The 23,224-nt window shown below is 65.2% G+C and carries 25 protein-coding genes; 10 read left to right on the forward strand and 15 right to left on the reverse strand.

The features are described 5' to 3' along the window. The first annotated feature begins 74 nt into the window (after window positions 1–74). The gene (locus AC1Q7F_RS07630; RefSeq protein ID WP_492505391.1) at window positions 75–542 is read left to right on the forward strand and encodes a nucleoside deaminase; all 468 of its coding nucleotides are present in this window, start codon (window positions 75–77) and stop codon (window positions 540–542) included. A 10-nt stretch (window positions 543–552) separates the two neighbouring features. Next, window positions 553–915, forward strand: coding sequence for a cupin domain-containing protein (locus AC1Q7F_RS07635; protein ID WP_492505393.1), 363 nt, complete (start codon window positions 553–555; stop codon window positions 913–915). Window positions 916–918: 3 nt separating this feature from the next. Here the strand turns inward: AC1Q7F_RS07635 and AC1Q7F_RS07640 are convergent, their stop codons facing one another. The 3 genes from AC1Q7F_RS07640 to AC1Q7F_RS07650 are packed head-to-tail and all read right to left on the reverse strand — an operon-like array spanning window position 919 to window position 4,107. Continuing rightward, the gene (locus tag AC1Q7F_RS07640) at window positions 919–1,821 is read right to left on the reverse strand and encodes an LpxL/LpxP family acyltransferase (protein ID WP_492505395.1); all 903 of its coding nucleotides are present in this window, start codon (window positions 1,819–1,821) and stop codon (window positions 919–921) included. Beyond that, window positions 1,814–2,797: a tetraacyldisaccharide 4'-kinase gene (gene lpxK / locus AC1Q7F_RS07645; protein ID WP_492505397.1), complete on the reverse strand. Its 984-nt coding sequence runs from the start codon at window positions 2,795–2,797 to the stop codon at window positions 1,814–1,816. Before lpxK ends, AC1Q7F_RS07640 begins: the two co-directional genes overlap by 8 nt. After that, window positions 2,797–4,107 carry a 3-deoxy-D-manno-octulosonic acid transferase gene (locus tag AC1Q7F_RS07650; RefSeq protein ID WP_492505399.1) on the reverse strand — a complete coding sequence of 437 codons (1,311 nt, stop codon included), beginning with the start codon at window positions 4,105–4,107 and terminating at the stop codon, window positions 2,797–2,799. Before AC1Q7F_RS07650 ends, lpxK begins: the two co-directional genes overlap by 1 nt. A 229-nt stretch (window positions 4,108–4,336) precedes the next feature. Here AC1Q7F_RS07650 and AC1Q7F_RS07655 point away from each other — a divergent pair, with 229 nt between their 5' ends. From AC1Q7F_RS07655 to fliG, 3 genes are all read left to right on the forward strand, one after another. Continuing rightward, a complete protein-coding gene (locus tag AC1Q7F_RS07655) occupies window positions 4,337–4,855 on the forward strand; it encodes a hypothetical protein (protein ID WP_492505401.1) in 519 nt (172 codons plus the stop codon). 4 nt (window positions 4,856–4,859) lie between these two features. Further along, the gene (locus AC1Q7F_RS07660; RefSeq protein WP_492505403.1) at window positions 4,860–5,330 is read left to right on the forward strand and encodes a hypothetical protein; all 471 of its coding nucleotides are present in this window, start codon (window positions 4,860–4,862) and stop codon (window positions 5,328–5,330) included. A 126-nt stretch (window positions 5,331–5,456) separates the two neighbouring features. Beyond that, window positions 5,457–6,479: a flagellar motor switch protein FliG gene (gene fliG / locus AC1Q7F_RS07665; protein WP_416571504.1), complete on the forward strand. Its 1,023-nt coding sequence runs from the start codon at window positions 5,457–5,459 to the stop codon at window positions 6,477–6,479. Here fliG and AC1Q7F_RS07670 read toward each other — a convergent pair whose 3' ends face one another. The 3 genes from AC1Q7F_RS07670 to dnaG form a co-directional block, all read right to left on the reverse strand. Then, window positions 6,480–8,099: a DUF7401 domain-containing protein gene (locus AC1Q7F_RS07670; RefSeq protein WP_492505406.1), complete on the reverse strand. Its 1,620-nt coding sequence runs from the start codon at window positions 8,097–8,099 to the stop codon at window positions 6,480–6,482. A gap of 142 nt (window positions 8,100–8,241) precedes the next feature. Further along, window positions 8,242–10,191, reverse strand: coding sequence for an RNA polymerase sigma factor RpoD (gene rpoD, locus AC1Q7F_RS07675; protein ID WP_492505408.1), 1,950 nt, complete (start codon window positions 10,189–10,191; stop codon window positions 8,242–8,244). Window positions 10,192–10,383: 192 nt separating this feature from the next. Continuing rightward, window positions 10,384–12,252 carry a DNA primase gene (gene dnaG / locus AC1Q7F_RS07680; RefSeq protein ID WP_492505410.1) on the reverse strand — a complete coding sequence of 623 codons (1,869 nt, stop codon included), beginning with the start codon at window positions 12,250–12,252 and terminating at the stop codon, window positions 10,384–10,386. Between the two features lie 207 nt (window positions 12,253–12,459). On the opposite strand from dnaG, the gene AC1Q7F_RS07685 reads away from it, so the two are divergent. Further along, window positions 12,460–12,978: a hypothetical protein gene (locus tag AC1Q7F_RS07685; protein WP_492505412.1), complete on the forward strand. Its 519-nt coding sequence runs from the start codon at window positions 12,460–12,462 to the stop codon at window positions 12,976–12,978. Window positions 12,979–13,080: 102 nt separating this feature from the next. Further along, a protein-coding gene (locus AC1Q7F_RS07690) for an IS5 family transposase (protein ID WP_492505414.1) occupies window positions 13,081–13,826 on the forward strand; the annotation gives its coding sequence in 2 pieces (ribosomal slippage) (window positions 13,081–13,605 and window positions 13,608–13,826; 744 coding nt in all). Between the two features lie 58 nt (window positions 13,827–13,884). Here the strand turns inward: AC1Q7F_RS07690 and AC1Q7F_RS07695 are convergent. The 5 genes from AC1Q7F_RS07695 to AC1Q7F_RS07715 all read right to left on the reverse strand — a co-directional run bounded on the left by AC1Q7F_RS07695 (window position 13,885) and on the right by AC1Q7F_RS07715 (window position 16,461). Next, window positions 13,885–14,274 carry a hypothetical protein gene (locus AC1Q7F_RS07695; RefSeq protein ID WP_492505416.1) on the reverse strand — a complete coding sequence of 130 codons (390 nt, stop codon included), beginning with the start codon at window positions 14,272–14,274 and terminating at the stop codon, window positions 13,885–13,887. A gap of 11 nt (window positions 14,275–14,285) precedes the next feature. Beyond that, the gene (locus tag AC1Q7F_RS07700; RefSeq protein ID WP_492505418.1) at window positions 14,286–14,807 is read right to left on the reverse strand and encodes a PIN domain-containing protein; all 522 of its coding nucleotides are present in this window, start codon (window positions 14,805–14,807) and stop codon (window positions 14,286–14,288) included. Then, window positions 14,804–15,052, reverse strand: coding sequence for a type II toxin-antitoxin system Phd/YefM family antitoxin (locus AC1Q7F_RS07705; protein WP_492505420.1), 249 nt, complete (start codon window positions 15,050–15,052; stop codon window positions 14,804–14,806). Before AC1Q7F_RS07705 ends, AC1Q7F_RS07700 begins: the two co-directional genes overlap by 4 nt. Window positions 15,053–15,125: 73 nt before the next feature. Next, complete coding sequence (locus tag AC1Q7F_RS07710; protein WP_492505422.1) at window positions 15,126–15,986, reverse strand: GNAT family N-acetyltransferase; 861 nt, start codon at window positions 15,984–15,986, stop codon at window positions 15,126–15,128. Between the two features lie 16 nt (window positions 15,987–16,002). After that, complete coding sequence (locus AC1Q7F_RS07715; protein ID WP_492505424.1) at window positions 16,003–16,461, reverse strand: GatB/YqeY domain-containing protein; 459 nt, start codon at window positions 16,459–16,461, stop codon at window positions 16,003–16,005. Between the two features lie 374 nt (window positions 16,462–16,835). Between AC1Q7F_RS07715 and carA the strand changes: the two genes are divergently transcribed. Together carA and AC1Q7F_RS07725 are read left to right on the forward strand one after the other, a co-directional pair. Beyond that, on the forward strand, window positions 16,836–18,002 hold the full coding sequence (gene carA, locus AC1Q7F_RS07720) for a glutamine-hydrolyzing carbamoyl-phosphate synthase small subunit (RefSeq protein WP_492505713.1): 1,167 nt from the start codon (window positions 16,836–16,838) through the stop codon (window positions 18,000–18,002). A 1-nt stretch (window position 18,003) separates the two neighbouring features. Then, window positions 18,004–19,017, forward strand: coding sequence for a hypothetical protein (locus tag AC1Q7F_RS07725; RefSeq protein WP_492505426.1), 1,014 nt, complete (start codon window positions 18,004–18,006; stop codon window positions 19,015–19,017). A gap of 6 nt (window positions 19,018–19,023) precedes the next feature. On the opposite strand, the gene AC1Q7F_RS07730 is transcribed toward AC1Q7F_RS07725, so the two are convergent. Then, window positions 19,024–19,959 carry a glycerophosphodiester phosphodiesterase gene (locus AC1Q7F_RS07730; RefSeq protein WP_492505427.1) on the reverse strand — a complete coding sequence of 312 codons (936 nt, stop codon included), beginning with the start codon at window positions 19,957–19,959 and terminating at the stop codon, window positions 19,024–19,026. 47 nt (window positions 19,960–20,006) lie between these two features. Continuing rightward, window positions 20,007–20,333, reverse strand: a complete 327-nt coding sequence (locus tag AC1Q7F_RS07735; protein ID WP_492505428.1) for a YkgJ family cysteine cluster protein — start codon at window positions 20,331–20,333, stop codon at window positions 20,007–20,009. 109 nt (window positions 20,334–20,442) lie between these two features. Here AC1Q7F_RS07735 and AC1Q7F_RS07740 point away from each other — a divergent pair, with 109 nt between their 5' ends. After that, entirely contained in the window at window positions 20,443–20,892 is a 450-nt protein-coding gene (locus AC1Q7F_RS07740; RefSeq protein WP_492505715.1) for a YaiI/YqxD family protein, read from the forward strand. Window positions 20,893–21,004: 112 nt separating this feature from the next. Here AC1Q7F_RS07740 and AC1Q7F_RS07745 read toward each other — a convergent pair whose 3' ends face one another. Both AC1Q7F_RS07745 and AC1Q7F_RS07750 read right to left on the reverse strand, forming a co-directional pair. Continuing rightward, the gene (locus tag AC1Q7F_RS07745; RefSeq protein WP_492505429.1) at window positions 21,005–22,489 is read right to left on the reverse strand and encodes a carboxypeptidase M32; all 1,485 of its coding nucleotides are present in this window, start codon (window positions 22,487–22,489) and stop codon (window positions 21,005–21,007) included. After that, window positions 22,486–23,223 (reverse strand): SURF1 family protein, encoded by a 738-nt coding sequence (locus AC1Q7F_RS07750; RefSeq protein WP_492505431.1) that lies wholly within the window; start codon window positions 23,221–23,223, stop codon window positions 22,486–22,488. Before AC1Q7F_RS07750 ends, AC1Q7F_RS07745 begins: the two co-directional genes overlap by 4 nt. Window position 23,224: the final 1 nt, after the last annotated feature.

Below are 23,224 nucleotides of genomic sequence, written 5' to 3' on the forward strand. Positions count from 1 at the left end.
GCGCGAAACCGGATGGCCGCAAGCAGACCCCCGCCTTGACGGGCGCGACCGTCCCATGCAGCCTTGCGCGCATCATGACCACCGACCCGCCCAGCGCCCCCTCCCCCATGGATATCGCCTTCGCGCAAGCGGAGCAGGCCGCCGCACGCGGGGAGGTGCCGGTGGGTGCCGTGGTGGTCGATCCCGCCACGGGCGCCATCCTGGGTGCCGCCGGCAACCGGACGGAAGAACTGGCCGATCCCACGGCGCATGCGGAAATGCTGGCCATCCGGCAGGCGGCAGCGGCCCTGGGCAGCCCGCGCCTGCCGGGCCTGGACCTATACGTCACGCTGGAGCCGTGTGCCATGTGCGCGGGCGCCATCAGCTTCGCCCGGCTGCGCCGCGTCTATTTCGCGGCCTATGATCCCAAGGGCGGGGCCGTGGACCATGGCCCCCGCTACTTCCAGCAACCGACCTGCCACCACGCGCCCGACGCCTATGGCGGCTTCGGGGAGGCGCGGGCGGCTGGGTTGCTGCGCGATTTCTTCAAGGACAGGCGATAGGAGAACAATGATGACCCCGCCCCCCTTCCCCGCCTTGGTGGCGCTTGCCGATGCCGGCCTTGAGCCGGAAACCTACCGCCCGGCTCAGGACCGCATCCTGTCCGGCGACCCGGTGCAAAGCGTCAGCAACCGGTTCAGCAGCGCCGATGGCCGCTTCAATTGCGGCATCTGGACCGGGGCGGTCGGGTCCTGGCGCGTGGTGTTCACGGAAAACGAGTTCTGCCAGCTGCTGGACGGCGTGGTGGTGGTGACGGGCGATGACGGGTCGAAGCGCCGCTTTGCCGCCGGAGACGCATTCGTCATGCCCGCCGGCTTCACCGGCGTGTGGGAGATTCTGGAGCCGGCACGGAAATATTACGCGGTGTATGAGTGAGCCTCAATCCGGCCAGCGGCGATGCTGCCACATCCACTGGCCGGGATCTTCCTTCACCCAATCCTCCAGCAGCCGGTTCACCTGTGTCATGGCGGCCAGCGTATCGGCCTGCATGTCGCCCGTGCGCACGAAATCCAGCGGCGGCAGCACAGTGACACGAAACCGTGCCGCCCCCGTCCGCGTCACCCGGATGGGCACGGCCGGCGCGTCATGCCGCAGGGCAAGGTCGGCCAGCACCGTGCCCGTCCGCGCCCCCCGCCCCAGAAAGGGCAGCAGCGGCCCCTCGTTCAGTTTCTGATCCACCAGCAGGCCGACATGGCCGCCGGTGCGGATCGCCGACAGCAGGCCCCGCGCCGCCTCGCGCCCTTTGGGCACCATGGTGCCGCCCAGCGCCGTCCGCGCGGCGGCCAGCATCCGGGCGACATACGGGTTGTTGGGCTTGCGGAACACATAGGTCAGATGCACGCCCATCCGGGCCGAGACCATGGCGCATAATTCCCAATTGGCAAAATGGCCGGCGAAGACGATGCCCGGCCGCCCATCCGTGGCCAGGGCGCGCAGATGCTCCGCCCCTGTCAGTTCGACATGGCGGTCGAAATCGGCCGATATCCGGTCCAGATGCACATATTCGGCGAAGGTGCGGCCCAGACTGTCCCACGCCTGGCGGATGATCGCCTCCACCCGCGCCGGCTCCAGCCCAGGCAAGGCGCGTTCGATATCAAGGCGCATGCGGCGGGAGCGCGACAGGCGCGGCCCCAACCGGCGCAGCAGCCCGCCCCCCAGGTTCGACGCCTGTTCGGGTGACAGCAATCGCATGGCATGGATGAACAGCCAGACCAATCCAGCCTGCAGGCGATAGCCCAACACCCGGTCGAAGCGACGGCGCAGACGCCCATGGTTAGCCATGACAATCTCCCATCAGCCGGTCCAGCAGCCCTTCAACAGCGGTGGGATCGTCCCAGGACAGGCACACGGGCAGGGTCATCACCCGTTCCCGCCAGGCGGGTGTCAGACGCATCGCATCCTTCTGCGTCGTCACCAGGATCGCTCCCTCCCGCGCGGCCTGCTCTGCCAGCGCAGACAGTTCGGCCGCGCTGAACGGATGATGGTCGTCGAATGAACATTCCGCCACCAACCGCGCGCCGATGCCGCGCAGGGTGGCGAAGAACTTGGCCGGGCGGCCGATGCCGGCAAAGGCCAGGACGTGGCGATCGCGCAGGCCAGCCGCCACGGCCCTGTCTGGTACCAACCGTGCGGTCAGCACCGGACACGCCCCGGCAACGGCGCGTGCGGCCGCCAGCCCCGGTCCGTCGCCGATGACCACCAGCGCATCAGCCCGCGCCAGGCCGGCGGCCGCCGGTTCCCGCAACGGTCCCGCCGGCATCACCCGGCCATTGCCGAAACCGGCCCCGCCATCGACGACGATCAGCGACAGATCCTTGCGCAGGGCATGGTTCTGGAACCCGTCATCCATGATGATCGCATCCACGCCCGCCGCCGCCATGGCCCGGGCCGCCGCCATACGGTCGCGCCCGATCCAGGCGGGATTACTCATCGCCAGCAGCAACGGCTCATCCCCGACATCGCCCGCGTCGTGCCGGGCGGGATCGACCAACAGCGGGCCCGGCAACCGTCCGCCATGGCCACGCGACAATGATGCCGCCGCCACCCCGCGCGACCGCAAACGGGCCACGAGGTCCAGCACGACCGGCGTCTTGCCGGTGCCGCCAGCCACCAGATTGCCGACGCACAGCACGGGCAGGGGCGCCGCCTGAGGCGTCTTCGCCCGCAGGGTCCCGCCCAGGCGCCACAGCCAGGATAGCGGCGTCAGCGCCATCGCCGCCCAGCCCGGCGGGGCATACCAGAAGCCCGGAGCCCTCATCAGCCGATCCCCGCCCGCGCCAGCAGCGGCGTCAGCGCCGCCATCACCCGGTCGATGGCCGTGGCGTTGCGCAGCGCCACATCGCGGGCGCCATCGGCCCGTGCCTGTCGCATCACCGGGTCGAACAGCAGCCCGGCCACCGCCGGAGCAATGGCGTCGGCCCCGTCCAGGGGCAGCAGCCCGCCCGCCGCCTGCATCTCCGCCGCAACCTCGGCGAAGTTGAACATGTGCGGGCCATGGATGACAGCACTGTTCAGCAGCGCCGGCTCGATCGGGTTGTGCCCGCCCACCGGCATGAAGGACCCGCCCATCACGGTGACCGGGGCCAGCCGGAAGACCAGCCCCATCTCCCCCAGCGTATCCATCAGATAGACGCCATCATCCGTTCCCGGCAGCGCCCCGCCGCTGCGCCGGGTGAAAGACAGGCCCGACGCCGACAGCAGCCCCGCAACCACAGCACCCCGGTCGGGATGGCGGGGAACCAGCAGCAGCAGCGCGTCGGGATGGGTTTTCAGCAACGCCTGCTGCGCGGTGATCGCCATCACCTCCTCCCCCGCATGGGTGCTGGCAAAGGTCCAGACGGGGCGGCGGCCGATGGCTGTGGACAGGGCCAGGAGCGCCCCCTCATCCGCCGGCAAGGGGCCGCCGGAATATTTCAGGTTGCCGATGGCACGGCTGTCGCCGATGCCCAGTTCCCGCAGCCTGTCCGCCTCTGCCGCCGTCTGGGCCAGGGCCATCTGGAACACCGACAGCAGGCGCCGCGCGGTGCCGGGCAGGCGGCGCCAGCTGGTGAAACTTTTGCTGGACAGCCGCGCATTGACCAGGGCGCAGGGAATGGCCCGGCGGCGGATGGCGGACAGAAGGTTGGGCCAAAATTCGGATTCCACCCACAACACCAGATCCGGCCGCCAATGCGCCAGAAAACCGTCCACAGCGGCGGGCAGGTCCACCGGCACATATTGGTGAAAGGCGCGCTGGCCCGGCAAACGCATTTCCATCAGGGCGGCGGAGGTGACGGTGCCTGTCGTGACCAGTACCGACAGATCGGCGGAAACCGCCAGCAACCGGTCGACCAACGGCAGCACGGCCAGCGATTCCCCCACCGATGCGGCATGCAGCCAGACCAGCTGCCCTGTCGGGCGCGGCCGGCGGGGGCGGCCCAGCCTTTCATGCCGGCGGGTCGGGTCTTCCTTGCCGCGCGTCGCCCGCCGGTCCAGCAGCCGGGAAACGGCGGGGCCGGCAAGACGCGTCAGGCCGCGATAAAGGCTTTCCAGCATGGCAAGGTCGGGGTTCCGGGCATTGGCGGGCACCCTAGCACGCGCCCGCCGCCGGCCGCCAGCCCACCCCCATCCCGACAAAAACCCGTCGGGCAGACGGCAACGGGGAGATTGTGGGTGACAAATCCACTGCCCCCCTTGACGTGGACGCCCGCACGCATGACCTTATAGGCAATTGCGGGCCCCAGGGGTGCCCGGTTCCCCCGGTAATGGCGCCCGGCCAATGGCCCCGCGCGCCCGGCAGTGGATGGAGATGGTTCCGATGCGTAACGCTTTCACCCGTCATGCCCGCGTCACCGGTATTGCCGCCCTGCTGGTGGCAGTGCCGATCGCGACGCCGGCCCTGGCGGAAGAGGCGGGCAAGGGAGTGAACACCTTCAAGCCCATTACCCGCGCCGTGACCCCCGGCGAACGCGCCGCGGCCCAGTCCTATGCCCGCCCCAGCGCCGAAGCGGCGGCCGCCGCTGCCCTGGCCCTGTCGGGTGAAGGTGCTGCGCGCCTGCCGGACGGGTTCAGCCTGTCGGTCAGCGGCAATATGCCGTCCTTCAGCAGCGGCTATGGCGCCCGCCGGTCGAACCAGCTGCTGGGCGACGGCCAGATCGGTTATGATGCGGAACCGTTCTATTCCAACAATCGCGGCTATTACTCGCCCTACGGCTATGTCTCGGGCACCCCGCGCCTGAACTATAACGAGAGCTTCCTGCGCCATAAGTATGGCGGCAACATCCTGGGTGCCCCGTCGGTGTCGGCACCGCTGGAATTCTGGGACGGGCGCCGGTGACATCATGAAGGCAGGCGGCTCGGCGATATTGGCGCTGTTCCTGCTGGCGGTACCATCTGCGCTTGCCGCCGATGCGGCGACCAATACGTTCAAGCCCTTGCCCGCCTATGATCCGCTGCCGGGTCAGGTCGTGTCGCTGGACGATGCCGACCTGAAGCTGCGCGCCGCCCTGCCCCCGCCCTGCACGGGACGCAGCCAGAAGGGGGCCAAGGCCGGCACCTGGATCGGCGCAGCGCTGGGCGTGATGGCGGGCATGGCCGCCAGCGGCGATGATGACAGCAGCGTTACGCAGGCCGCCAAGGGCCTGACCGGTGCCGGTATCGGCTCCACCATCGGTTACCTTGCCGGGCGTGCCTATGACGGGCCCCGCGACTGCCCGGGCATGAAGAACGAACTGCCACGCAGCCCCATCTCCCCCGTCGCCGATGAGGTGACATGGGAGGAGCGCCGCCGGGAACTGGCCGGCGGCCCCTGAACACGCGGACAAACAATATATTATCCTTCGTGACGGATTCACCTTGGCGAGTCGCTGTGCTAGATTCCGCCAAAGTGACCGGTCCGGCCCCTCTGTGCCGGCCCCTGTAGTGTTGGAGTGGCCGCCATGGCGATGCGCGTTCGTGAGGATTATCGTGGCCTGACCGGACCGGAGAAGGCCTCCATCCTGATGCTGGCATTGGGCGAAGAGATCGCGTCGAAGCTGTTCGCCCTGATGGGCGATGACGAGATCAAGGAACTGTCCCAGACCATGGCCAATCTGGGGTCGGTCAGCTCCAATCTGGTCGAACGGCTGTTCGTGGAATTCGCCGAGCAGATCAGCTCCACCGGCTCGCTGGTCGGTTCGTTCGACAGCACCGAACGCCTGCTTACCAAGGTCCTGCCCAAGGACAAGGTCGACCAGATCATGGAGGAAATCCGTGGTCCCGCCGGCCGCACCATGTGGGACAAGCTGACCAACGTGAACGAGCAGGTGCTGGCCAACTATCTGAAGAACGAATATCCGCAGACCGTCGCCGTGATCATGTCCAAGATCAAGGGCGACCATGCCGGCCGCGTGCTCCAGCTTCTGCCCGAAAGCTTCGCGATGGAAGTCATCATGCGCATGCTGCGCATGGAGGCGGTGCAGAAGGAGGTCATCGACGATATCGAGCGCACGCTGCGCACCGAATTCATGTCGAACCTGGCGCGCACCAACCGCCGCGACGCGCACGAGATGATGGCGGAGATTTTCAACAGCTTCGACCGCAATACCGAAAGCCGCTTTCTGGCAGCCCTGGAAGAGCGCAACCGCGACAGCGCCGAACGCATCCGCGCCCTGATGTTCACCTTCGAGGATCTGTCCAAGCTCGACCCCAGCGGCATCCAGACCCTGCTGCGCAGTGTGGACAAGCAGAAGCTGGCCACGGCCCTGAAGGGGGCGTCGGACACGCTGAAGGACCTGTTCTTCACCAACATGTCCGAACGCGCCGCCAAGATCATGCGCGAGGATATGGGTGCGATGGGCCCGGTGCGCCTGCGCGACGTGGACGAAAGCCAGATGTACATGGTGCAGCTGACCAAGGACATGGCGGCGCGCGGCGAAATCGTCATTGCCAGCGGCAAGGGCGAGGATGAGCTGGTTTATTGATCAGGCACCACGCTGGCGCCGGCCGGGCAGCCCCGTTACGCCATTATGATAGCGCCACGCCTGGGCGCTGTTGGCCGCGACATTCTGCATGAACGGCAGGGATGACGGGGGTTGGCCTTCCGCCAGCGCCCGCGCCAGCAACAGATAGTCGATCCATATTCCCTTGCGGTCACCTTCACGCATGCTGAGCCCCGTCTGGGTCAGGATGTCGATCCAGCGGTCGCGTTTGCCAGGCAGTATCTTCTGCAATATCTCCCCGGCCTGCTTTTCCAGCGACATCCTCTTGCCTTTCAGCAGCCGGTCGATCTCCGGCCCGTCTTCGAACCATGAGGCGGCAAACGGCAGGCTGTCCGCCCAATAGGCGCTTATTTTCCGCGCCTGCTCGAACGCCTTGGCATCCGTTTCTTCCGGCGGCAGCCCGGCCAGGATGTCGCGCAGCATGTCTTCCCGCGCGGGCAGCCTTTCAGGTGCCAATGACGGCAGGGCCAATGCCTCCGCCACCTCCAGCAAGGCGAAGGGGACGGCCTGACCGGTTTGCACATTCATGGCCAGGAAATGCCCCAGGGCCTGGCGCAGGAACAGCGGCCCGGAAAGGTTCAGCCCCATCTGGGCATCCACTTCGTCCAGGATCGACGACATCTCTGCCTTGGACATGCCTGTTCTCACCCAGGCATCCAGCACGCCGTGGCCCAGCTTCAGCAGGATGGAGACCAAGGCCTGCTTGCGCCCCTGCTTGACCTGTACGAAAAGGCTCTGCGCCCCGGCACCATCCACCCCCGACGCCAGGAACTCGATCACCACGGGTTCGGGCAATGGCGGGCAATCCACGCCTTTCAGCCGGCCCGCCTTGATGGCGGCATCGATATCGGGATGCAGCGCGGCCGGCAGCAGGTTGCGCGACAAGATCAGGCGGCGCAGCATGTCCGGCGTCAACCGCCCGCGTTCAGCGGCCTGGCGAACGCCGTCGGCCGCCATTTGCCGAACCTCCGCCTCCCCATCGAACAGCCAGGCCAGACCCAGAGAACGCACTGCCGGATGCTTGTCATTGACCAGCAGATCAAAGCCCATGGCCCCCCGCGCCGGCACCGGCATGGTGGCGATCATCGGCTGCATCTGCTGATGGGCGACGAAGATATCGCCCCCCATCTCCTGCACCGCCTGGGCCAGGCTATCGATAACGCTGCCGATATCCACGCTCTGCGCATCGGAGCCGTCGCTGTCCATCAGCGCGTCGCGAAAATCCTCTCCCGGAACATGCCCGGCGCCCTGCAGAAGCCTGAGCAGCGTGAGAAAGGCATCGGGCGCGAGATCGCCCTCCTGGACCAGGGTGACGATCTCCCCTTCCACATTGCGCAGGGCCTCCGCCATTCCGGTGCGCCCCGCCTTGGCGCCCTGCACCAGTTCCATGAAGGTATCCGTCAGGAATGCCTCATAGACCTGCAAGAGCTTGGCACTCGGGCGGGCCTTGCCCGCCTCCTCGGCAAGCAGGACCACCAATTCCTCCGGCCCGCCCGGCGTTGTCGCGATGGTCTGCCCGATTTCAGCCGAAAGGCTGAACGGCTGACCCTTGCGGAGTTGACGGGAGATCACCTTGGCGAGTTTGACGAGTTCGTTGGCCATGGTAGCGGTCCGGCAATTGAAGGCTGGGGCAGACTAAACTCCACCGGCCTGAACACGCAATGCATGGTCTCCAAAACGAAAAAGCCCCCGCCAGAGGCGAGGGCTTCTTCATTCGCGTGAAACAGGCGAAGAGCAGAACAACTCACGTATCCAAGAAGCTCCGCAGCTTGCGGCTGCGCGACGGGTGCTTCAGCTTGCGCAGGGCCTTGGCCTCGATCTGGCGGATACGTTCGCGCGTCACGCTGAACTGCTGACCCACCTCTTCCAGGGTGTGGTCGGTGTTCATGCCGATGCCGAAACGCATGCGCAGCACCCGCTCCTCACGCGCCGTCAGCGTAGCGAGTATCCGCGTCGTGGTCTCGCGCAGGTTGGCCTGGATGGCGGCATCAAGGGGAAGAACAGCGTTCTTGTCCTCAATGAAATCACCTAGATGGCTGTCCTCCTCGTCGCCGATCGGCGTCTCCAGGCTGATCGGCTCCTTGGCGATCTTCAGGACCTTGCGGACCTTTTCCAGCGGCATCATCAGCCGCTCGGCCAGTTCCTCCGGCGTCGGCTCACGCCCGATCTCGTGCAGCATCTGGCGCGAGGTGCGCACCAGTTTGTTGATCGTCTCGATCATATGCACGGGAATGCGGATGGTGCGGGCCTGATCGGCGATCGAGCGGGTGATCGCCTGCCGGATCCACCAGGTGGCATAGGTGGAGAACTTATAGCCGCGCCGATACTCGAACTTATCGACCGCCTTCATCAGGCCGATATTGCCCTCCTGGATCAGGTCCAGGAACTGCAGGCCGCGGTTCGTGTACTTCTTGGCGATGGAGATCACGAGGCGCAGATTGGCCTCCACCATCTCCTTCTTGGCGCGGCTGGCCTCCTTCTCACCCTTCTGCACCGTTGAGACGATGCGGCGGAACTCACCGATGGGCAGCCGGGCCTGGGTGGAGACGTCGGAGATATTCTCGCGCACGCGGCCGACTTCCTGGGAAGAGCGCTCGGCGAACTTGCCCCAGGCCTTCGACAGGTTCTTGCAGCGGTCCAGCCATTTCGGGTCCAGTTCCGACCCGTAATAGTGCTGCAGAAAATCCTCGCGCTTCACGCGGCAATCGGTGGCCAGACGCAGCAGGCGGCCTTCAAAGCCCAGCAGCTTGCGGTTCAGGGCATAGAGCTGCTCGACCAGCTGTTCAATGCGGCCATTGTTCAGGCGGACGGAATTGACCAGTTCGGTCAGCTCCGCCTTCACCTTTTCGTACTTCTTGTCGGAACCCTTGGGCAGTTCCATGCCCTGCTGCAGCAGGGACAGGCGCTCTTCCTGCAACTTGTGCAGGCGCTCATAGGTTTCCTCGATCTTGCCGAAGGTCTCCAGCACCTTGGGCTTCAGCTCGGCTTCCATGGCGGAGAGCGAGACATTGCCCTCTTCCTCGCCCTCGCCTTCGGCGGCGGGACCGCCCTCACCCTCCGGACGCTCGGCCTCCTCCTCCTCACGCTCGGCGGCGGGGCCGTCCAGCGCTTCGGGCGGCAGTTCGCCGGCCTCCGGATCGACCCCGTAGGAGGCATCCAGATCGATGATGTCGCGCAGCAGCATCTTGCCGTCCTGCAGCGACTGGTGCCATTCGATGATGGCCTGGATGGTCAGCGGCGATTCGCAGATCGCGCCGATCATCATCTCGCGGCCGGCCTCGATGCGCTTGGCGATGGCGATTTCGCCCTCGCGGCTCAGCAGCTCCACCGACCCCATTTCGCGCAGATACATGCGCACGGGGTCGTCGGTACGGCCGATATCGTCATCGTCCAGGTTGCCGGACTGACGGCCTTCGCCTTCGCCCTCGCCGCTGGGACCGTCTTCCTGCTCTTCGCCCTCGACCACGTTGATGCCCATTTCGGACAGCAACGCCATCGTGTCCTCGATCTGCTCGGAAGACGAGCTGTCGGGGGGCAGGGCCGCATTCAATTCGTCATAGGTGACGTATCCGCGCTCCTTGCCGCGCGCGATCATCTTCTTGACGGCAATGGCCATGCCATCCATCAGAGGGCCATTGGCTTCCTCTTCCCGCTGCTCCGACACTTCTGCCGTCTGCGCCGCTTTCGTCGCCATTCGTTCGCTGCCCCCGCACTTTTAAGGCTGCCACCGGTAAACGCAAATGGACGACTCGGGCAAGTGCCCGGCCATCCGACGAAACTCAATCTGGCTATAACATTGGTGAGCGGCCATGAACTGTGTCCGCCACGACACAGTTTTTGTGGACAAATGCGTCGCACGACGCCCGAAAGTTCGGCCGCCCATCCGTCATCCATCCATCTCCGTCAGATTGTCGACATGGCCCCGGAGAATCAGCAGCTCCCTCTGCAGCGCGCGTAATCTTGCCAGATCATTCTCACTGAATGTCTCGGCAAACCGTCTCTCGGCATCGCGCAGCTCGCGTTGAAGCAAACCATCCTCGGAACTAAGCCAAACCTCCTGCCAGCCACTCTTCGCGATTTCGAACGACGCTCCAGGTTGCGCAAATCGAGGCGCGTCCGCATTCAGCAGACTATCCAGCATCTCGTAAAAACCGCGACCAGACAGGTGGCGCTTCAAACCCTCGGCGTCAAGTGCTGATTCGGTCGTGAGGCATGCAACAAGCGCTTGGCGCAGCGCCTCCATCTCACTATCGGCGAATTCCGCCCCCGCCAGGGTCTCTCCGATATCCTGGAAAAGCTCTGGATGATGGATGACGGCCAACAGCAGGTAACGCTCGCGCCGGCGCGGCTCGGTGCGCAGGGTGGGGCTGCGAAAACGGCTGTCCCACAGGCGGCTGACGGGCACCTCGCCGGGCTGAAGACGGCGCGGACGCCCCCCCGCATTGCCGCCGCCTGCGAAGCCACCCCCGCCACCGCCGGCCCGGATGGCGGCGCGCAGCTTCTCGCGCAGGACGGAACGGTAGTTGTACTGGACCGACTTGTCGGTGACCTTCTCCATCATCTGATTGATGCCGCCCTCAATGCGCAGGCGGCCATCAGCCGTCTTCGGGTCCTCCCCCTGGCGCACCATCTCCCAGATGAAATCCTCCAGCGGCAGGGCGCGTTCCAGGATGGCGGCGAAGGCATCGGGGCCGCCGGACCGGATCAGGCTGTCGGGATCCTCCTTGTCCGGCATGAAGGCGATGCGGACCGTGGTGTCGGGCATCAGGATGGGCAGCACCCGCTCCACGGCCCGTTGTGCCGCCCGCCGCCCGGCATTGTCGCCATCGAAGCACAGGATAGGGTTGCGCTGTCCCTCCGGTGCCAGTTTCCACAGCACCTGGATCTGCGTCTCCGTCATGGCGGTGCCGAGCGGCGCCACCGCTCCCTCGAACCCCGCCTGCACACAGGAGATGACGTCCATATAGCCTTCGGTGACGATCAGCCGCTGGCCATCCGCCGCCGCCTGACGGGCGCGTGACATGCCGTAGAGCAGGTTGCCCTTGTGGAAAAGCGGGCTCTCCGCCGAATTGATATATTTCGGCCCGTCGCCTTCCAGCACACGCCCGCCGAACGCCACCACCTGCCCCCGGCGGTCGGTGACGGGGAACATGACGCGGTTCCAGAAGAAGTTGCGGATGGGCCGGCCGCTCTCGGCCTTCTTGAACAGGCCGACCTCCACCATGTCGGCCTCGTTATAGCCGGCCTCCAGCAGCAACATGCGCAGCGGCCCGCCCTCCTGCGGGGCATAGCCCAGGCGGAAACGCGCGATGGCGGCATCATCCAGCCCGCGCCGGCGCAGATAATCCAGCGCCGCGCGCCCACCGGGATTGTAGAGTTCCTTCTCGTAATATTTCGTGGCCCGCTCAACCAGATCATAGAGCGACTTCTGCCGCTCATATTGCTGGCGCTCCTGCGGCGTGGCCTGCGGCACCTGCATGCCCGCCTCGGCCGCCAGATGCTCCACCGCCTCCATGAAGGACAGGCTGTCATGACGCATGACGAAGCCGATCTGGTCGCCATGGGCCCCACAACCAAAACAATGAAAGAAGTTCTTCTGGTCGTTGACGTAGAAGCTGGGCGTCTTCTCATTGTGGAAGGGGCACGGGGCCTTGAACTCGCGCCCGGCGCGCTGCAGACGCATGCGCTTCATCACCACTTCCGACACGGAAAGGCGGGAACGCAACTCTTCCAGGAACTGCGGCGGCAGGGCCATCAGGCGGGCAATCTTCAAAGCTAAGGGGCGCGGGTCAGCCGGGGAGCATAGCGCAGACACCGCCGGGATTGCCACGCATGGCACCACTTATCCCCAGGTGCTGCATGTTCCACAGGCTGTGGACAACATGCCGGATGGTTCGAAATTCGTCGGTACGAAGATTGCGTGGCCCTGGGTAACAAAACACCCAAACGAAGGGCATGCGCCATGAATATCAGTTCCATGTTCTCCCCCTCCGCCATCCTCTCGCGATTACAGGTGAAGGCGCCCGCCGCCAGCGGCACCTCCGCCCCGGCGGCCAAGACACAGACCAGCCCTGTCGATCCCGCCGCCCAGCAGAAGGACGAAATGGCGGGCCTGAAGAAGGAACGCGCGGCCTATGACGCGCAGCGCCACGCGGAAATCGCCAAGCGCGAGAAGGAGTTCGAGCAGACCCATGGCCGTAAATACGGACAGGAGGGCGACCCGCCGCTGGCCTTCCAAATGGCCTTGCCCGCGAACGAACGCGGCTATCTGCCCTTCGTGTCTGCCGACCAGCAGAAGACCATCGATGCCATCACCGACAAATACCGCAACCAGGAAAATCTTGCCCCCATGTGGGAAGAATTGACCGCCATGGGGCTGAATCCTGACCAGTTGGCCAAGTCGGCAAAATATTTCATCTCCATGGATGGCCGAATGGCCACGCAGGAGGAGGCGACGAAAGGGATCGACATCAAGGTGTAAGAGCCTGATCCGAAATTAAGTTTAGTTGTATCAGCGGGTTAGCTTAACAGCGTTCCCTATCGGTGATTCAGGGGTTTCGCTAAAAACAACCCTGCATCCCCGATGTGGACTGATACCACCCGCGCTGTTCATGCCCGCAACGGCCTGGCTTTGCCAAGCGATTTGACAAATGCGGAATGGTTCATTCTGGAAACGCTGCTGCCTGCTGCGTCCTCTGTTGGCCGCCCGCGCAAATGGCCGCTGCGCCGGATCGTGGAGGCAATCCTTTACCTGCTTCGCGGCGGCCTACCTTGGCGGATGCTGCCGCCTTGTTTCCCACCGGTCTCGACGGTGCGGCGCTGGTTCTACCTGTGGCGCGACAATGGCCTGTGGCTCACGGTCAACCATATCCTGCTGATGGCGATGCGTGAGCAACAGGGCCGTGATGCCAGCCCAACCGCCGGTGTGATCGACTGCCAGAGCGTCAAAACCACGGAATCCGGCAGACCAAAGGGCTATGATGCGGGCAAGAAGATCAAGGGGCGTAAGCGCCATATCCTCACCGACACCCAGGGCAATCTCGTGCATGCCGTTATCCACACCGCCGACATCCAAGACCGCGACGGGGCACCGCTGGTGCTGGCCGAAAAATCGTCAAACCCTTCCCGTGGCTGCGGCGCATCTTCGCCGATGGCGGTTATGCTGGGGACAAGCTCAAGGACGCGCTGCGCCGCATCGGAAAATGGACCATCGATATCATCAAGCGATCCGACACAGCCCAAGGCTTCGAGCAGACTATCGCATCTGCAACTACATGGTGCTTCATCGCATCCGTACAACTCTTCATCCGGCGGATCGCAAGGCGTTGAAGATATCAGATTAATTTCGAATCAGACTCTGAGGAAGATAGCCTGATAGGTAACAATATTATAACCATAATCCACCTGATATCCGTATTTCTTTTATAACCCCCTTCTGAATCAGGAATATCACATTCCAGGCAATTCCACCTGATCTGCAAAGCAGCACTAGTTCGGTGTCCCCAGTGCTTGAAATCTGAAAGTCCTTCGTATCGACAAATACGCCAGAAACTGCCTGCATGCAGTGGTTTTTCTCTGCTAATTTAGCCAAAATCTTAGTATCCCGTCCCCCCAATTCAATGCTTTGGAAATATCCTGCCGAATATGAGGCTTCAATGTGGAAAGGGAATGGGTATAATGTTGTAAATATAGCAGCGTGAATCGAATATCTCGCGACCCAATGATTAAATCCAAAGATGTTCCCAATGGGAATGACCATAGCCATTGCAATGATCATGTATTTTCTCATTAGCATTCCACCGCATCATTTGTGCAAATTTTGTCCTGATCAAACTGAACCCTATCAGCTTCGTTAACTCCAGTAAGAGCGGCGTCGATCAACGGGATGTTGGCGGGATTGAACGGATTGGCGAAACGCACACCGTCCAGCACCCGCCCATCCTGGAAATCCTCGCTGAGCAGCAGGCTGGCTCCGGCGCGGCGGGATACCGCCCAGATCATGGCATCCCAGATGGGCAGGCCATGATCGCGGTTGGCCTGGATGGCGGCGGCAACGTCATCGAAGCTGGTGCCGATAACAGTCAGCAATCGCCCCCAAACCGTTACCTGCCTGGCCGCGTCTTCTGGTGTGCCATGATGCTTGCGCGTCACCACCGCATAAAACTCGACCAGGGCTTGGCTGGGCAGGAGACCGTTCTGCCGAACAGCAATCCGGCTGAATAAATCCTGGGCAAGGTGCCACTTGCTTTCCAATGCTTGCTTGTCCATCGAATAGACAAGGATGTTGGTATCCAAGGCAACAAGGCTCATCGCTGATGCAACGCCTCGCGGTCCAGGGGGCCGCTGTACCCGATGTCGAGACCTTTGCGTAACAACGCCATCATCTCCTGGTGCAAGCGCTCCCGCTCATCATCATCTGTCACCTCCACCGGCGTCACCACCGCCACGGGGCGGCCGTCACGGGTGATGGTCAGGGATTGGCCCGCCTCCACCTGTTCCAGCAACCTGTCGAAATTCCGCCCGGCCTCCGCCGCCGAAATCACGCCGTCATCCATTGCCCCGCCTCCCGCATGGGATCAGGAAAATATGGGCGTGAAAGCCGCAGCTGGCAAAGGAAAAGCCGGGTCCTCAGCCCAGCAGCACGATCCCGTAATCGCCGATGATGCGGAATCCCAGCGCCAGATAGGCGCGGCGTGCGGGCTGGTTCTGCTTGCCGGTGAACAGCACCCCCGTCCCCACGCCTTCCGCGCGCGCCGCCAGCAGGGCGCCGGCCACCACGGCGCGGGCATAGCCATGGCCCCGCAGGGCCACGGGCGTCCAGACGCCGCCGATCTGCACCGTATCGGGGATGCGGGCATTGTGGGTGGCCATGGCAAGCGGCGTGCCCGACGCATCCGCCAGCAGGAATACCTCACCCGCCGCCACCCAGGCCTTCACGTCGGAACTGGCGCGGGCGCACAACGCCTCACCATCCGCCTCCCCCAGCGTCTCCAGGCAGTAATCGCGACGCCAGCCGGACAGCAGGTCCAGGTCCCCCTCCCCCGCCCGTCGCCAGGACAGGCTGCCATCGGCCAGGGCCGGCGGTACCCGCAGGTCGGCCAGCGGCAGATCGAACAGATCCTCAGCGCTATCCTTCAAGACGGGGCAATCGGAAAAAAGGAGCTGGACGGCGCGGACGGCGGCCAGGGGGCCGATGATGCCCTTCACGGGCCGATCACCGGCGACGATGTGCTGGCGGGCCAGCTCGGCTGCCGCGTCCGGGTCTGCCTGGATCAGCAGGTTGCCGTTCCAGGCATGGGCCACCACGCCCTGCACGGCGCTGCCACCATCAACCAGGGCAACATAACGCGCCTGGAATCGCTGGCCATCATCCACCAGCCCGGCCCGGCGCAGGTTGGAGCGCAGGAAAAGCGAGGTGGCCGGATACCGGGCGAGATGGGCGTCAAGCCGCCCTTCGTCCCCCGGCCCCAGACGCTGGATGGACCTCAACCGACGCCCCGACGGATCAGTTGGCCAGCTTCTCGCGCACCAGGGCGCTGGCCTTGGTGAAGTCCATCTGGCCGGCGAAGCGGCCGCGCAGGTCGGCCATCACTTTGCCCATATCCTTGACGCCGGTGGCGCCCAGCTCCGCGATCAGGGCCGCGATGGCCTCGCGCGTCTCCGCCTCGTCCAGCTGCTTGGGCAGGAAGCCTTCGATGACCTCGATCTCCTCCCGCTCCTGCTGGGCTAGTTCGACGCGACCGCCCTGCTCATACATGGTGATGCTCTCGCGGCGCTGTTTGACCATGGTCTGCAGCATGGCCAGGATGGTGGCATCGTCGATGCCGTCCTGGTTGCCGGTGCCGCGCGCCGCGATGTCACGGTCCTTCAAGGCCGCCAGGATCAGCCGGACGGTGGCGACGGCGCGGCTGTTCTTGGCGCGCATCGCGTCCTTCAGGGCTTCGTTCAGCGTCTGGCGCAACATGGGAATACCTCTAAGGGTGGGGTGAAACAGCCGGCAACATTAGCCAACATACCGTCCGTATGCCAGCGAATAGGACTCAAGCGCGTCGCCATCTGGAAACAGCTGCGCCCATTTCAACGCCGATCCGGACACCCAACGATGGCGCGTGGCAGGGCCGCGCCCACGTTGGTTGACCCATGCCCGGCGAATAGCTAATTCACCTGTCAGAACCGTACCGGCCAAGGCCGGCGCGCGGCATCGGCGCGGCCAGTCCGCGACGCGACTGCGGGCAGGCCGCCCCGCCCATCGGGGCGGGAAGGCACGGCCTTTTCAACGGCGCCCCGGCGCCGACCCGCAGACCAATAAGGTGCCCGAGCATGTCTGACACCCCGCCGATGGGTTCCCCCACCCGCGCGCCCGCCCCCAAGGGAGCCACGGGCGTTCTCGTCCTTGCCGATGGTTCGGTCTTCTGGGGACGAGGCGTGGGCGCCGTGGGCCATAGCGTGGGCGAGGTCTGCTTCAACACCTCCATGTCCGGCTATCAGGAAATCCTGACCGACCCGTCCTATGCCGGGCAGATCATCACCTTCACCTTCCCGCATATCGGGAATGTCGGCACCAACCCGGAAGATATCGAGACGATCACGCCGGTCGCCCGCGGCCTGATCATCAAGGCCGATATCACCGAGCCGGCCAACTGGCGCGCCACCCAGCATCTGGGCACCTGGCTGAAGAGCCACGGCCTGATCGGCCTGTCGGGCATCGACACCCGTCGCCTGACCCGCCTGATCCGCGACAATGGCGCCCCCAACGGCGTCGTCGCCCATGCGCCGGACGGGGTGTTCGACATCGATGCCCTGATCCGTCAGGCGCAGGAATGGCCCGGCCTGGAAGGCATGGATCTGGCCAAGGACGTCTCCACCCGCCAGTCCTACAGCTGGGATGAGACGATCTGGAGCCTGAAGGAAGGCTATGGCACGCAAGACCAGCCCAAGCACCATGTCGTCGCCATGGATTTCGGCGCCAAGCGCAACATCCTGCGCTGTCTGGCAGCCTCGGGCTGCAAGGTCACCGTCGTCCCCGCTACCACCACGGCGGAAGAGATCCTGGCCCTGAACCCCGACGGCATCTTCCTGTCCAACGGCCCTGGTGATCCGGCGGCCACCGGCACCTATGCCGTGCCGACCATCGCCCGGCTGGTGGATAGTGGCAAGGCCGTGTTCGGCATCTGCCTGGGCCACCAGATGCTGGCCCTGGCGCTGGGCGGGCGCACCGTCAAGATGGACAAGGGCCATCGCGGCGCCAACCATCCGGTGAAGGATCTGGCATCGGGCGTGGTGGAGATCACCAGCCAGAATCACGGCTTCGTCGTCCTGCGTGAAAGCCTGCCGGAAGAGGTGGAGGTCACCCACGTCTCCCTGTTCGACGGATCGAACGAGGGTATCCGCCTGTCTGGCCGCCCCGTCTTCTCCGTGCAATACCATCCGGAAGCCAGCCCTGGCCCGGAGGACAGCCACTATCTGTTCGAACGGTTCATCGACGCCATCGAAGGGCGGTATTGAGGTGACAAGTGATCTTGGCCTGATCCGCCTGGGTGAATGGGACCGCCCCTCCGGCATGCCGGAGGGTTTGGCGGGCCTGGTGGCGAGTTGGCCTGTCATCAATCGCTCCCCCGCCGGTGAGGCATTCCTGGACGCCAGCGGCCTGATCCGGGTCAGCGATGTATGGAACCTGCCCGGCGGCATCTTCATCACCGACCGCCCCATCGACATCCATGCCGGCTGGGCCGTGGCCCGGCTGGCAAATGATGTCTGGAAAATCATCGAGATCGCCCCGGCGCATCCGCGCGATGCCGGTCGCGCCCTGCTGCGCGACCGGGCCGAACGGCTGCTGAATGGCCGCCGCTGGACCGGTGGCGACCTGGAGGCGCTGGACAGCCTGCTGAAGTCGGAGCCGATCACACGGGATGCCTGGCTGGCCGCCGATGCCGGCCGTGAGCGGGCACTGAAATCCCTGTCCAAGCTGCGGCTGGTGACGGAGACTGACGCCCCGCACCCGGCCCTGAGCCCCGCCGTCGCCGCCGCCCTGCCCGCCGGCCCCGTCCTGTGGATGGACGAGGATGCGCGGGAGGTGGCCGAGCAGGTCATGGCCCATAGCCGCCGCCGCATGGATGTGTCGGCCAAGCGCGTGGCCCGCGACGACAAGCAGCGCAGCGTCGATCTGAAGGACAGCATCGCCCAGGCCGTGAAGGCCGTGTTCCCCGGCATGCCCGAGGATGTGTCCCTGTCCGTCGCCGCCCGCCTGACGCCCGCCGCCATCAAGCTGGGCCGCCGTCCCGGCACGCAGGCCATCGTCGATTGCACCGCCGAAATCCGCCTGGACCGCTGGCGTCAGGTGATCATCGGTGAACCGCGTGTGGCGGCAAGGCTGGCCGCGATGCAGGCCAAGGGCGACAATAACCGGGCGCGCAAGCGGTACCGCGACCAGCGTGCCCTGGAGCAGGTGATCGAGGAGATCGGCCGCTGGCGCGGCAATCTGGAGCCTGTGACGTCACGCTGGCTGGGGGATGCTGTATAATCTTTCTTACCGGCCCAGCACCTTCTTGCCCGTCACCGGATCGTCGGTGATCAGGCCGTCCACGCCCCAGTCGATCAGCCGCTTCATGTCGGCTGCATCGTTCACGGTCCAGGGCAGGACCTTCAGGCCCAACCCATGGGCCTCCTTCAGCAGTTCCGGCGTCAGGTTGGGGTGATAGGGCGACCAGATCGCCCCGCCCGCCGCCTTGATCGCCGCCGGCAGGCTGCCGCCATGCTTGACCGGATCGAACCCGGCCGACCAGGGGCTGGACCCTGTCATCGACACGGTACTCTCCTCCGGGTCGATGATGGTCAGATAGGCCGTGGCGATCTCCGGCGCGATTTTCTGGACGACCTGCAAGGTGCGGAAATCGAAGCTCTGGATCGTCACCCGCTTCTCCAGGCCGGCGGCACGCACCTGCTTCACCAGCAGGGATGAAAATGTTTCGGGATCGATACTATCGCCCGGCGCGGTCGGGTCGATCTTTGTTTCGATATTGAAATGGACCTTATTGTCCGCACGCTTCTTCACCAGATCGAACAGGGCGGCCAGCGTCGGCACGCGGGTGCCGTCAATGGACGTCTGGTGGACGAATCGCTTGGCATAGGCGCTGTCGGGGCGGATGCGGCCCACATCGAACACCTGGGTCTGCGCCAGGGTCAGGCTGTTCCAGGTGGGCTGGGGCCCTTCCACCCATTTGCCGTCACGCCGGGCCAGGTTGGCATCGACATGCCGGTCATGGGCGATGATCAGCTGCCCATCCCTGGTGACGCCCACATCCAGTTCCAGCGTATCGACGCCCAGGTCCAGCGCCCGTTCGAAGGCCGGCAGGGTATTCTCCGGCCACAGCGCGCGGCCACCACGATGGGCCTGTAAATCAAAGGCAATAGCGGGACTGGTGGCGAGCATCAGGGCAGTCATCATCAGGGCGGAAAGGCGCATGTCGGCATCCATTGCTTCGGTCTGCTACCGACCATAGGGTGCCAGGGTTACGGTTTGATGTCGGGGACCAATGACATGCCATGGCGTTCGCGCGCCATCAGGCAGGCCTCATCCCCTGCCACGCAATCATGGCAGACGATGGGACGGTCGGCATAGATGGTGCAGGCCACATGCTCCCCCACCTTTCCCGACAGGGCCGCGCAGCGTTCGCCCGTCCAGCGCATGCCGGAGCCATCGGGAGCCACCATGGCATCGGGAATGCGGGCGATGTCGGCATCGTCCTCCAGCGAGAATCGCGGCCAGTCGGCAGCATAGGCGCAACAGGCCCCGCAATCCTGACAGGCAAAGGGGGGTGGATCGTCGGGCTGGTCCAAGCGCCTGGCCTTGCGGGGTAAAGGGGCCGATGCCGGTTTGTGGACGACGGCGGGCCGCTTGGCAAGAGGGCTGCCTCTGCTATAAAGCGGCGAAGCCGGAGGGATGATGCTGGAAATCTATGTCGATGCCGATGCCTGCCCTGTGAAGGAGGAGACGTTCCGCGTTTCCGAACGCTATGGGATGCCGGTGCATCTGGTGGCCAACGGGCCGTTGCGGGTGCCGCCGGGCGGGCTGGTGCGGATGGTGGTCGTGTCCGACGGATTCGACGCCGCCGACAACTGGATCGCGGAGAGTTGTGGGCCGGGTGACATCGTGGTCACGGCCGATATCCAGCTGGCCAAGCGCTGCCTGGACAAGGGGTCCAAGGTGCTGGGCAACAATGGCCGCCCCTTCACCCAGGCCAATATCGGCTCCGCCCTGGCGTCGCGCGCCCTGATGCAGGATCTGCGCGACATGGGCGTGGTCCAGGGCGGCAACGCGCCCATGTCCAAATCCGACAAAAGCCGCTTCCTTCAGGAACTGGACAAGATGGTGAATGAGGTCAAACGGGGCCGGTAAGGGGCGTAGGTCAGGTCGAGCTGCAAGCGAGCCCTGACAAGCGACCGCACCGGAAATGTCAGGGCTCGGCTACGCCTCGACCTGACCTACGGTTAAATCACTCTCGCCACCGTTACAGATACCGCGCCCGCAGGTGCGCCTTGAAGATGCCGGCATCCAATGGCTTGCCCGTGGCCCGCACCAGCATATCGCGCACCGACAGGTAGCGTCCCCAGCGATGCACATTCTCGCCCAGCCACGCCACCAAGTCGCGGAAATCTCCGCGCCCGATCTGGTCCGGCAGGTCGGGGATGGCCGCCTCTGCCGCCTGGAACAGCTGTGCCGCCATCATGGCGCCCAGCGTATAGGTCGGGAAATAGCCCCAGGCGCCGCTGGGCCAATGGATATCCTGCAGGCAACCCATTGCCAGATCGGGCGGGGTGATGCCCAGCAGGTCGCGCATGCTCTGGTTCCAGGCATCAGGCAGGTCGCCCAGATCCAGCCGCCCCTCGATCATAGCCTGCTCCAGACGCCAGCGCAGGATGACATGGGCGGGATATGTGGCCTCATCCGCATCGACGCGGATGAAGGTACGGTCCACGCGCCGGAAACGGCGGCGCAGATTGTCCGCCGACCAGGCATCCCCTTCCCGCCCGAACGCCTCGGCCAATTGCGGGGCCAGCCATTCCAGGAAGCGCGGGTGGCGACCCACCTGCATGTCGAAGGTCAGGCTCTGGCTTTCATGCACGCCCAGGCCGCGCGCCTGTCCCACGGGCTGCGACAGCCATTCCGCCGGCCGGCCCATCTCATAAAGCGCATGGCCGGCCTCATGCAGGCCGGATTTCAACGATTTGAAGAAATTATCCGGGTCCAGGCGGGTGGTGATGCGCACATCGCCCGTGGCCCCGCCGCAGAAGGCGTGCAGCGATTGGTCCACCCGGCCCTGGAAGCCCAGAATGCCGGCCAACCGGCCCACCAAAGTGCGCTGCGCATCGACGGGGAACGGCCCCTCGAACGGTTCGGCCCGCGGCTCACCCGCCTGCGCCGCCTCCACCTCCGCCAGGAAACCCGGCAGGAAGGCGGCGTAATCATTGAAGACGGGGCCGTAGTCGGCCACCCGGCTGCCGGGTTCGTACAGTTCATGCAGCGCGTCGTAGAGGCCGCAATCCAGTACGGCGGCGTTGGCGGCCGCGATCTCCCGCTGATGGTCCAGCACCCGGCGCAGATGCGGCAGCAGCAGGTCGAAATCGTTTTCCGCCTTGGCCGTGCGCCAGATCACCTCGCATCGCGCCGCGTCGCGGGCATTGGCCTCCACCAGGTCGGCGGGCACCGCCGTGGCCAGCCGATGCTCGCGCCGCATCTCCGCCAGATTGGCGCGCTGCCAATCATCCAGGTTGCGAACGTCCTGTTCGGCCGCGTCCAGCCAGTCGGCGATGGAAGGGTTCAGCAGGGCTGCATGGATGGCACCCTCCAAGGCCGCCACCTGATCGGCACGGGCCGGCGATGCCGCCGCCGGCATCATGGTGCGGCTGTCCCAGTTCAGGATGCCGAGCGCGCCCTGCAGGCCCGCGCGACGGGCGAACTGCTTTTCCAGGGCGGCATAGGCGGTCTGGGTCATGGTTCGTCCCGGCGGCGGAAGCTGGCGGCGATGAACACGCCGACCAGGGTCAGCGCCAAGCCGTACCAGGTCAGCGCGTAGGAAAGATGATCGTTCTTCAGGACCACGATGGTCCGCCCGCCGATCGGCAGTCCGCCGGGATTGGGGGTGGCGTCGGCCTGCAGCACCAGCGGCGCCAGATGGTCCACCCCGGCGATGCCCGCCAAGGCCGACATGTCCAGCCAGAAGAAGGTGCGCGTGGCCGGATCATTGTCCGGCTGCATGAAGGCCCGATCCTGGGGAACACGGGCGATGGCGGCGATGGTGACCGACCCGTCCGGCTGGCCGTCGGCGCGGCTGGCCGGGTCACGCCGGTCCAGCGGCACCCAGCCGCGGTCGATCAGCACCAATCCCGCCCCGTCATCGCGGACCAGGGGGGTCAGCACATGCACCCCCTGCTGTTGGCGACCATCGGGGCTGGCATAAAGGCGCGGGCCGATATAGGTCTCCCGATCATGCAGGAAGCGGCCGGTCACACGGACGCGGGTATATTCCCAGTCGGCGGGGCGGTCGATGCTGGCGGGCAGATCGACAGGATCGGCGGCCAGCCCGGCCTCGATCCGCGCGATCAGTCCGGTCTTCCAGGCCAGCCGGTCCATCTGCCAGGTCCCCAGACCCACCAGGATCAGCAGCGCCACCAGGGCGGCGATGGAGGGCAGCAGGCGCGGCCGGAAGACAAGGGGAGCGGCGGACATG

Source organism: Niveispirillum sp. GW835-FHT14G11 (assembly GCF_058793615.1).

Bases quoted from the DNA above. Each gene is read 5' to 3' on its own strand.
- AC1Q7F_RS07660 (WP_492505403.1), top strand. From the start codon at position 4,860: ATGAAGGCAGGCGGCTCGGCGATATTGGCGCTGTTCCTGCTGGCGGTA.
- AC1Q7F_RS07700 (WP_492505418.1), bottom strand. From the start codon at position 14,807: ATGAGCCTTGTTGCCTTGGATACCAACATCCTTGTCTATTCGATGGAC.
- lpxK (WP_492505397.1), bottom strand. From the start codon at position 2,797: ATGAGGGCTCCGGGCTTCTGGTATGCCCCGCCGGGCTGGGCGGCGATG.
- rpoD (WP_492505408.1), bottom strand. From the start codon at position 10,191: ATGGCGACGAAAGCGGCGCAGACGGCAGAAGTGTCGGAGCAGCGGGAA.
- AC1Q7F_RS07630 (WP_492505391.1), top strand. From the start codon at position 75: ATGACCACCGACCCGCCCAGCGCCCCCTCCCCCATGGATATCGCCTTC.
- fliG (WP_416571504.1), top strand. From the start codon at position 5,457: ATGGCGATGCGCGTTCGTGAGGATTATCGTGGCCTGACCGGACCGGAG.
- dnaG (WP_492505410.1), bottom strand. From the start codon at position 12,252: ATGGCCCTGCCGCCGCAGTTCCTGGAAGAGTTGCGTTCCCGCCTTTCC.
- AC1Q7F_RS07715 (WP_492505424.1), bottom strand. From the start codon at position 16,461: ATGTTGCGCCAGACGCTGAACGAAGCCCTGAAGGACGCGATGCGCGCC.
- carA (WP_492505713.1), top strand. From the start codon at position 16,836: ATGGGTTCCCCCACCCGCGCGCCCGCCCCCAAGGGAGCCACGGGCGTT.
- AC1Q7F_RS07750 (WP_492505431.1), bottom strand. From the start codon at position 23,223: ATGTCCGCCGCTCCCCTTGTCTTCCGGCCGCGCCTGCTGCCCTCCATC.
- AC1Q7F_RS07745 (WP_492505429.1), bottom strand. From the start codon at position 22,489: ATGACCCAGACCGCCTATGCCGCCCTGGAAAAGCAGTTCGCCCGTCGC.
- AC1Q7F_RS07695 (WP_492505416.1), bottom strand. From the start codon at position 14,274: ATGATCATTGCAATGGCTATGGTCATTCCCATTGGGAACATCTTTGGA.
- AC1Q7F_RS07640 (WP_492505395.1), bottom strand. From the start codon at position 1,821: ATGGCTAACCATGGGCGTCTGCGCCGTCGCTTCGACCGGGTGTTGGGC.
- AC1Q7F_RS07670 (WP_492505406.1), bottom strand. From the start codon at position 8,099: ATGGCCAACGAACTCGTCAAACTCGCCAAGGTGATCTCCCGTCAACTC.
- AC1Q7F_RS07730 (WP_492505427.1), bottom strand. From the start codon at position 19,959: ATGCGCCTTTCCGCCCTGATGATGACTGCCCTGATGCTCGCCACCAGT.
- AC1Q7F_RS07655 (WP_492505401.1), top strand. From the start codon at position 4,337: ATGCGTAACGCTTTCACCCGTCATGCCCGCGTCACCGGTATTGCCGCC.
- AC1Q7F_RS07705 (WP_492505420.1), bottom strand. From the start codon at position 15,052: ATGGATGACGGCGTGATTTCGGCGGCGGAGGCCGGGCGGAATTTCGAC.
- AC1Q7F_RS07635 (WP_492505393.1), top strand. From the start codon at position 553: ATGACCCCGCCCCCCTTCCCCGCCTTGGTGGCGCTTGCCGATGCCGGC.
- AC1Q7F_RS07685 (WP_492505412.1), top strand. From the start codon at position 12,460: ATGAATATCAGTTCCATGTTCTCCCCCTCCGCCATCCTCTCGCGATTA.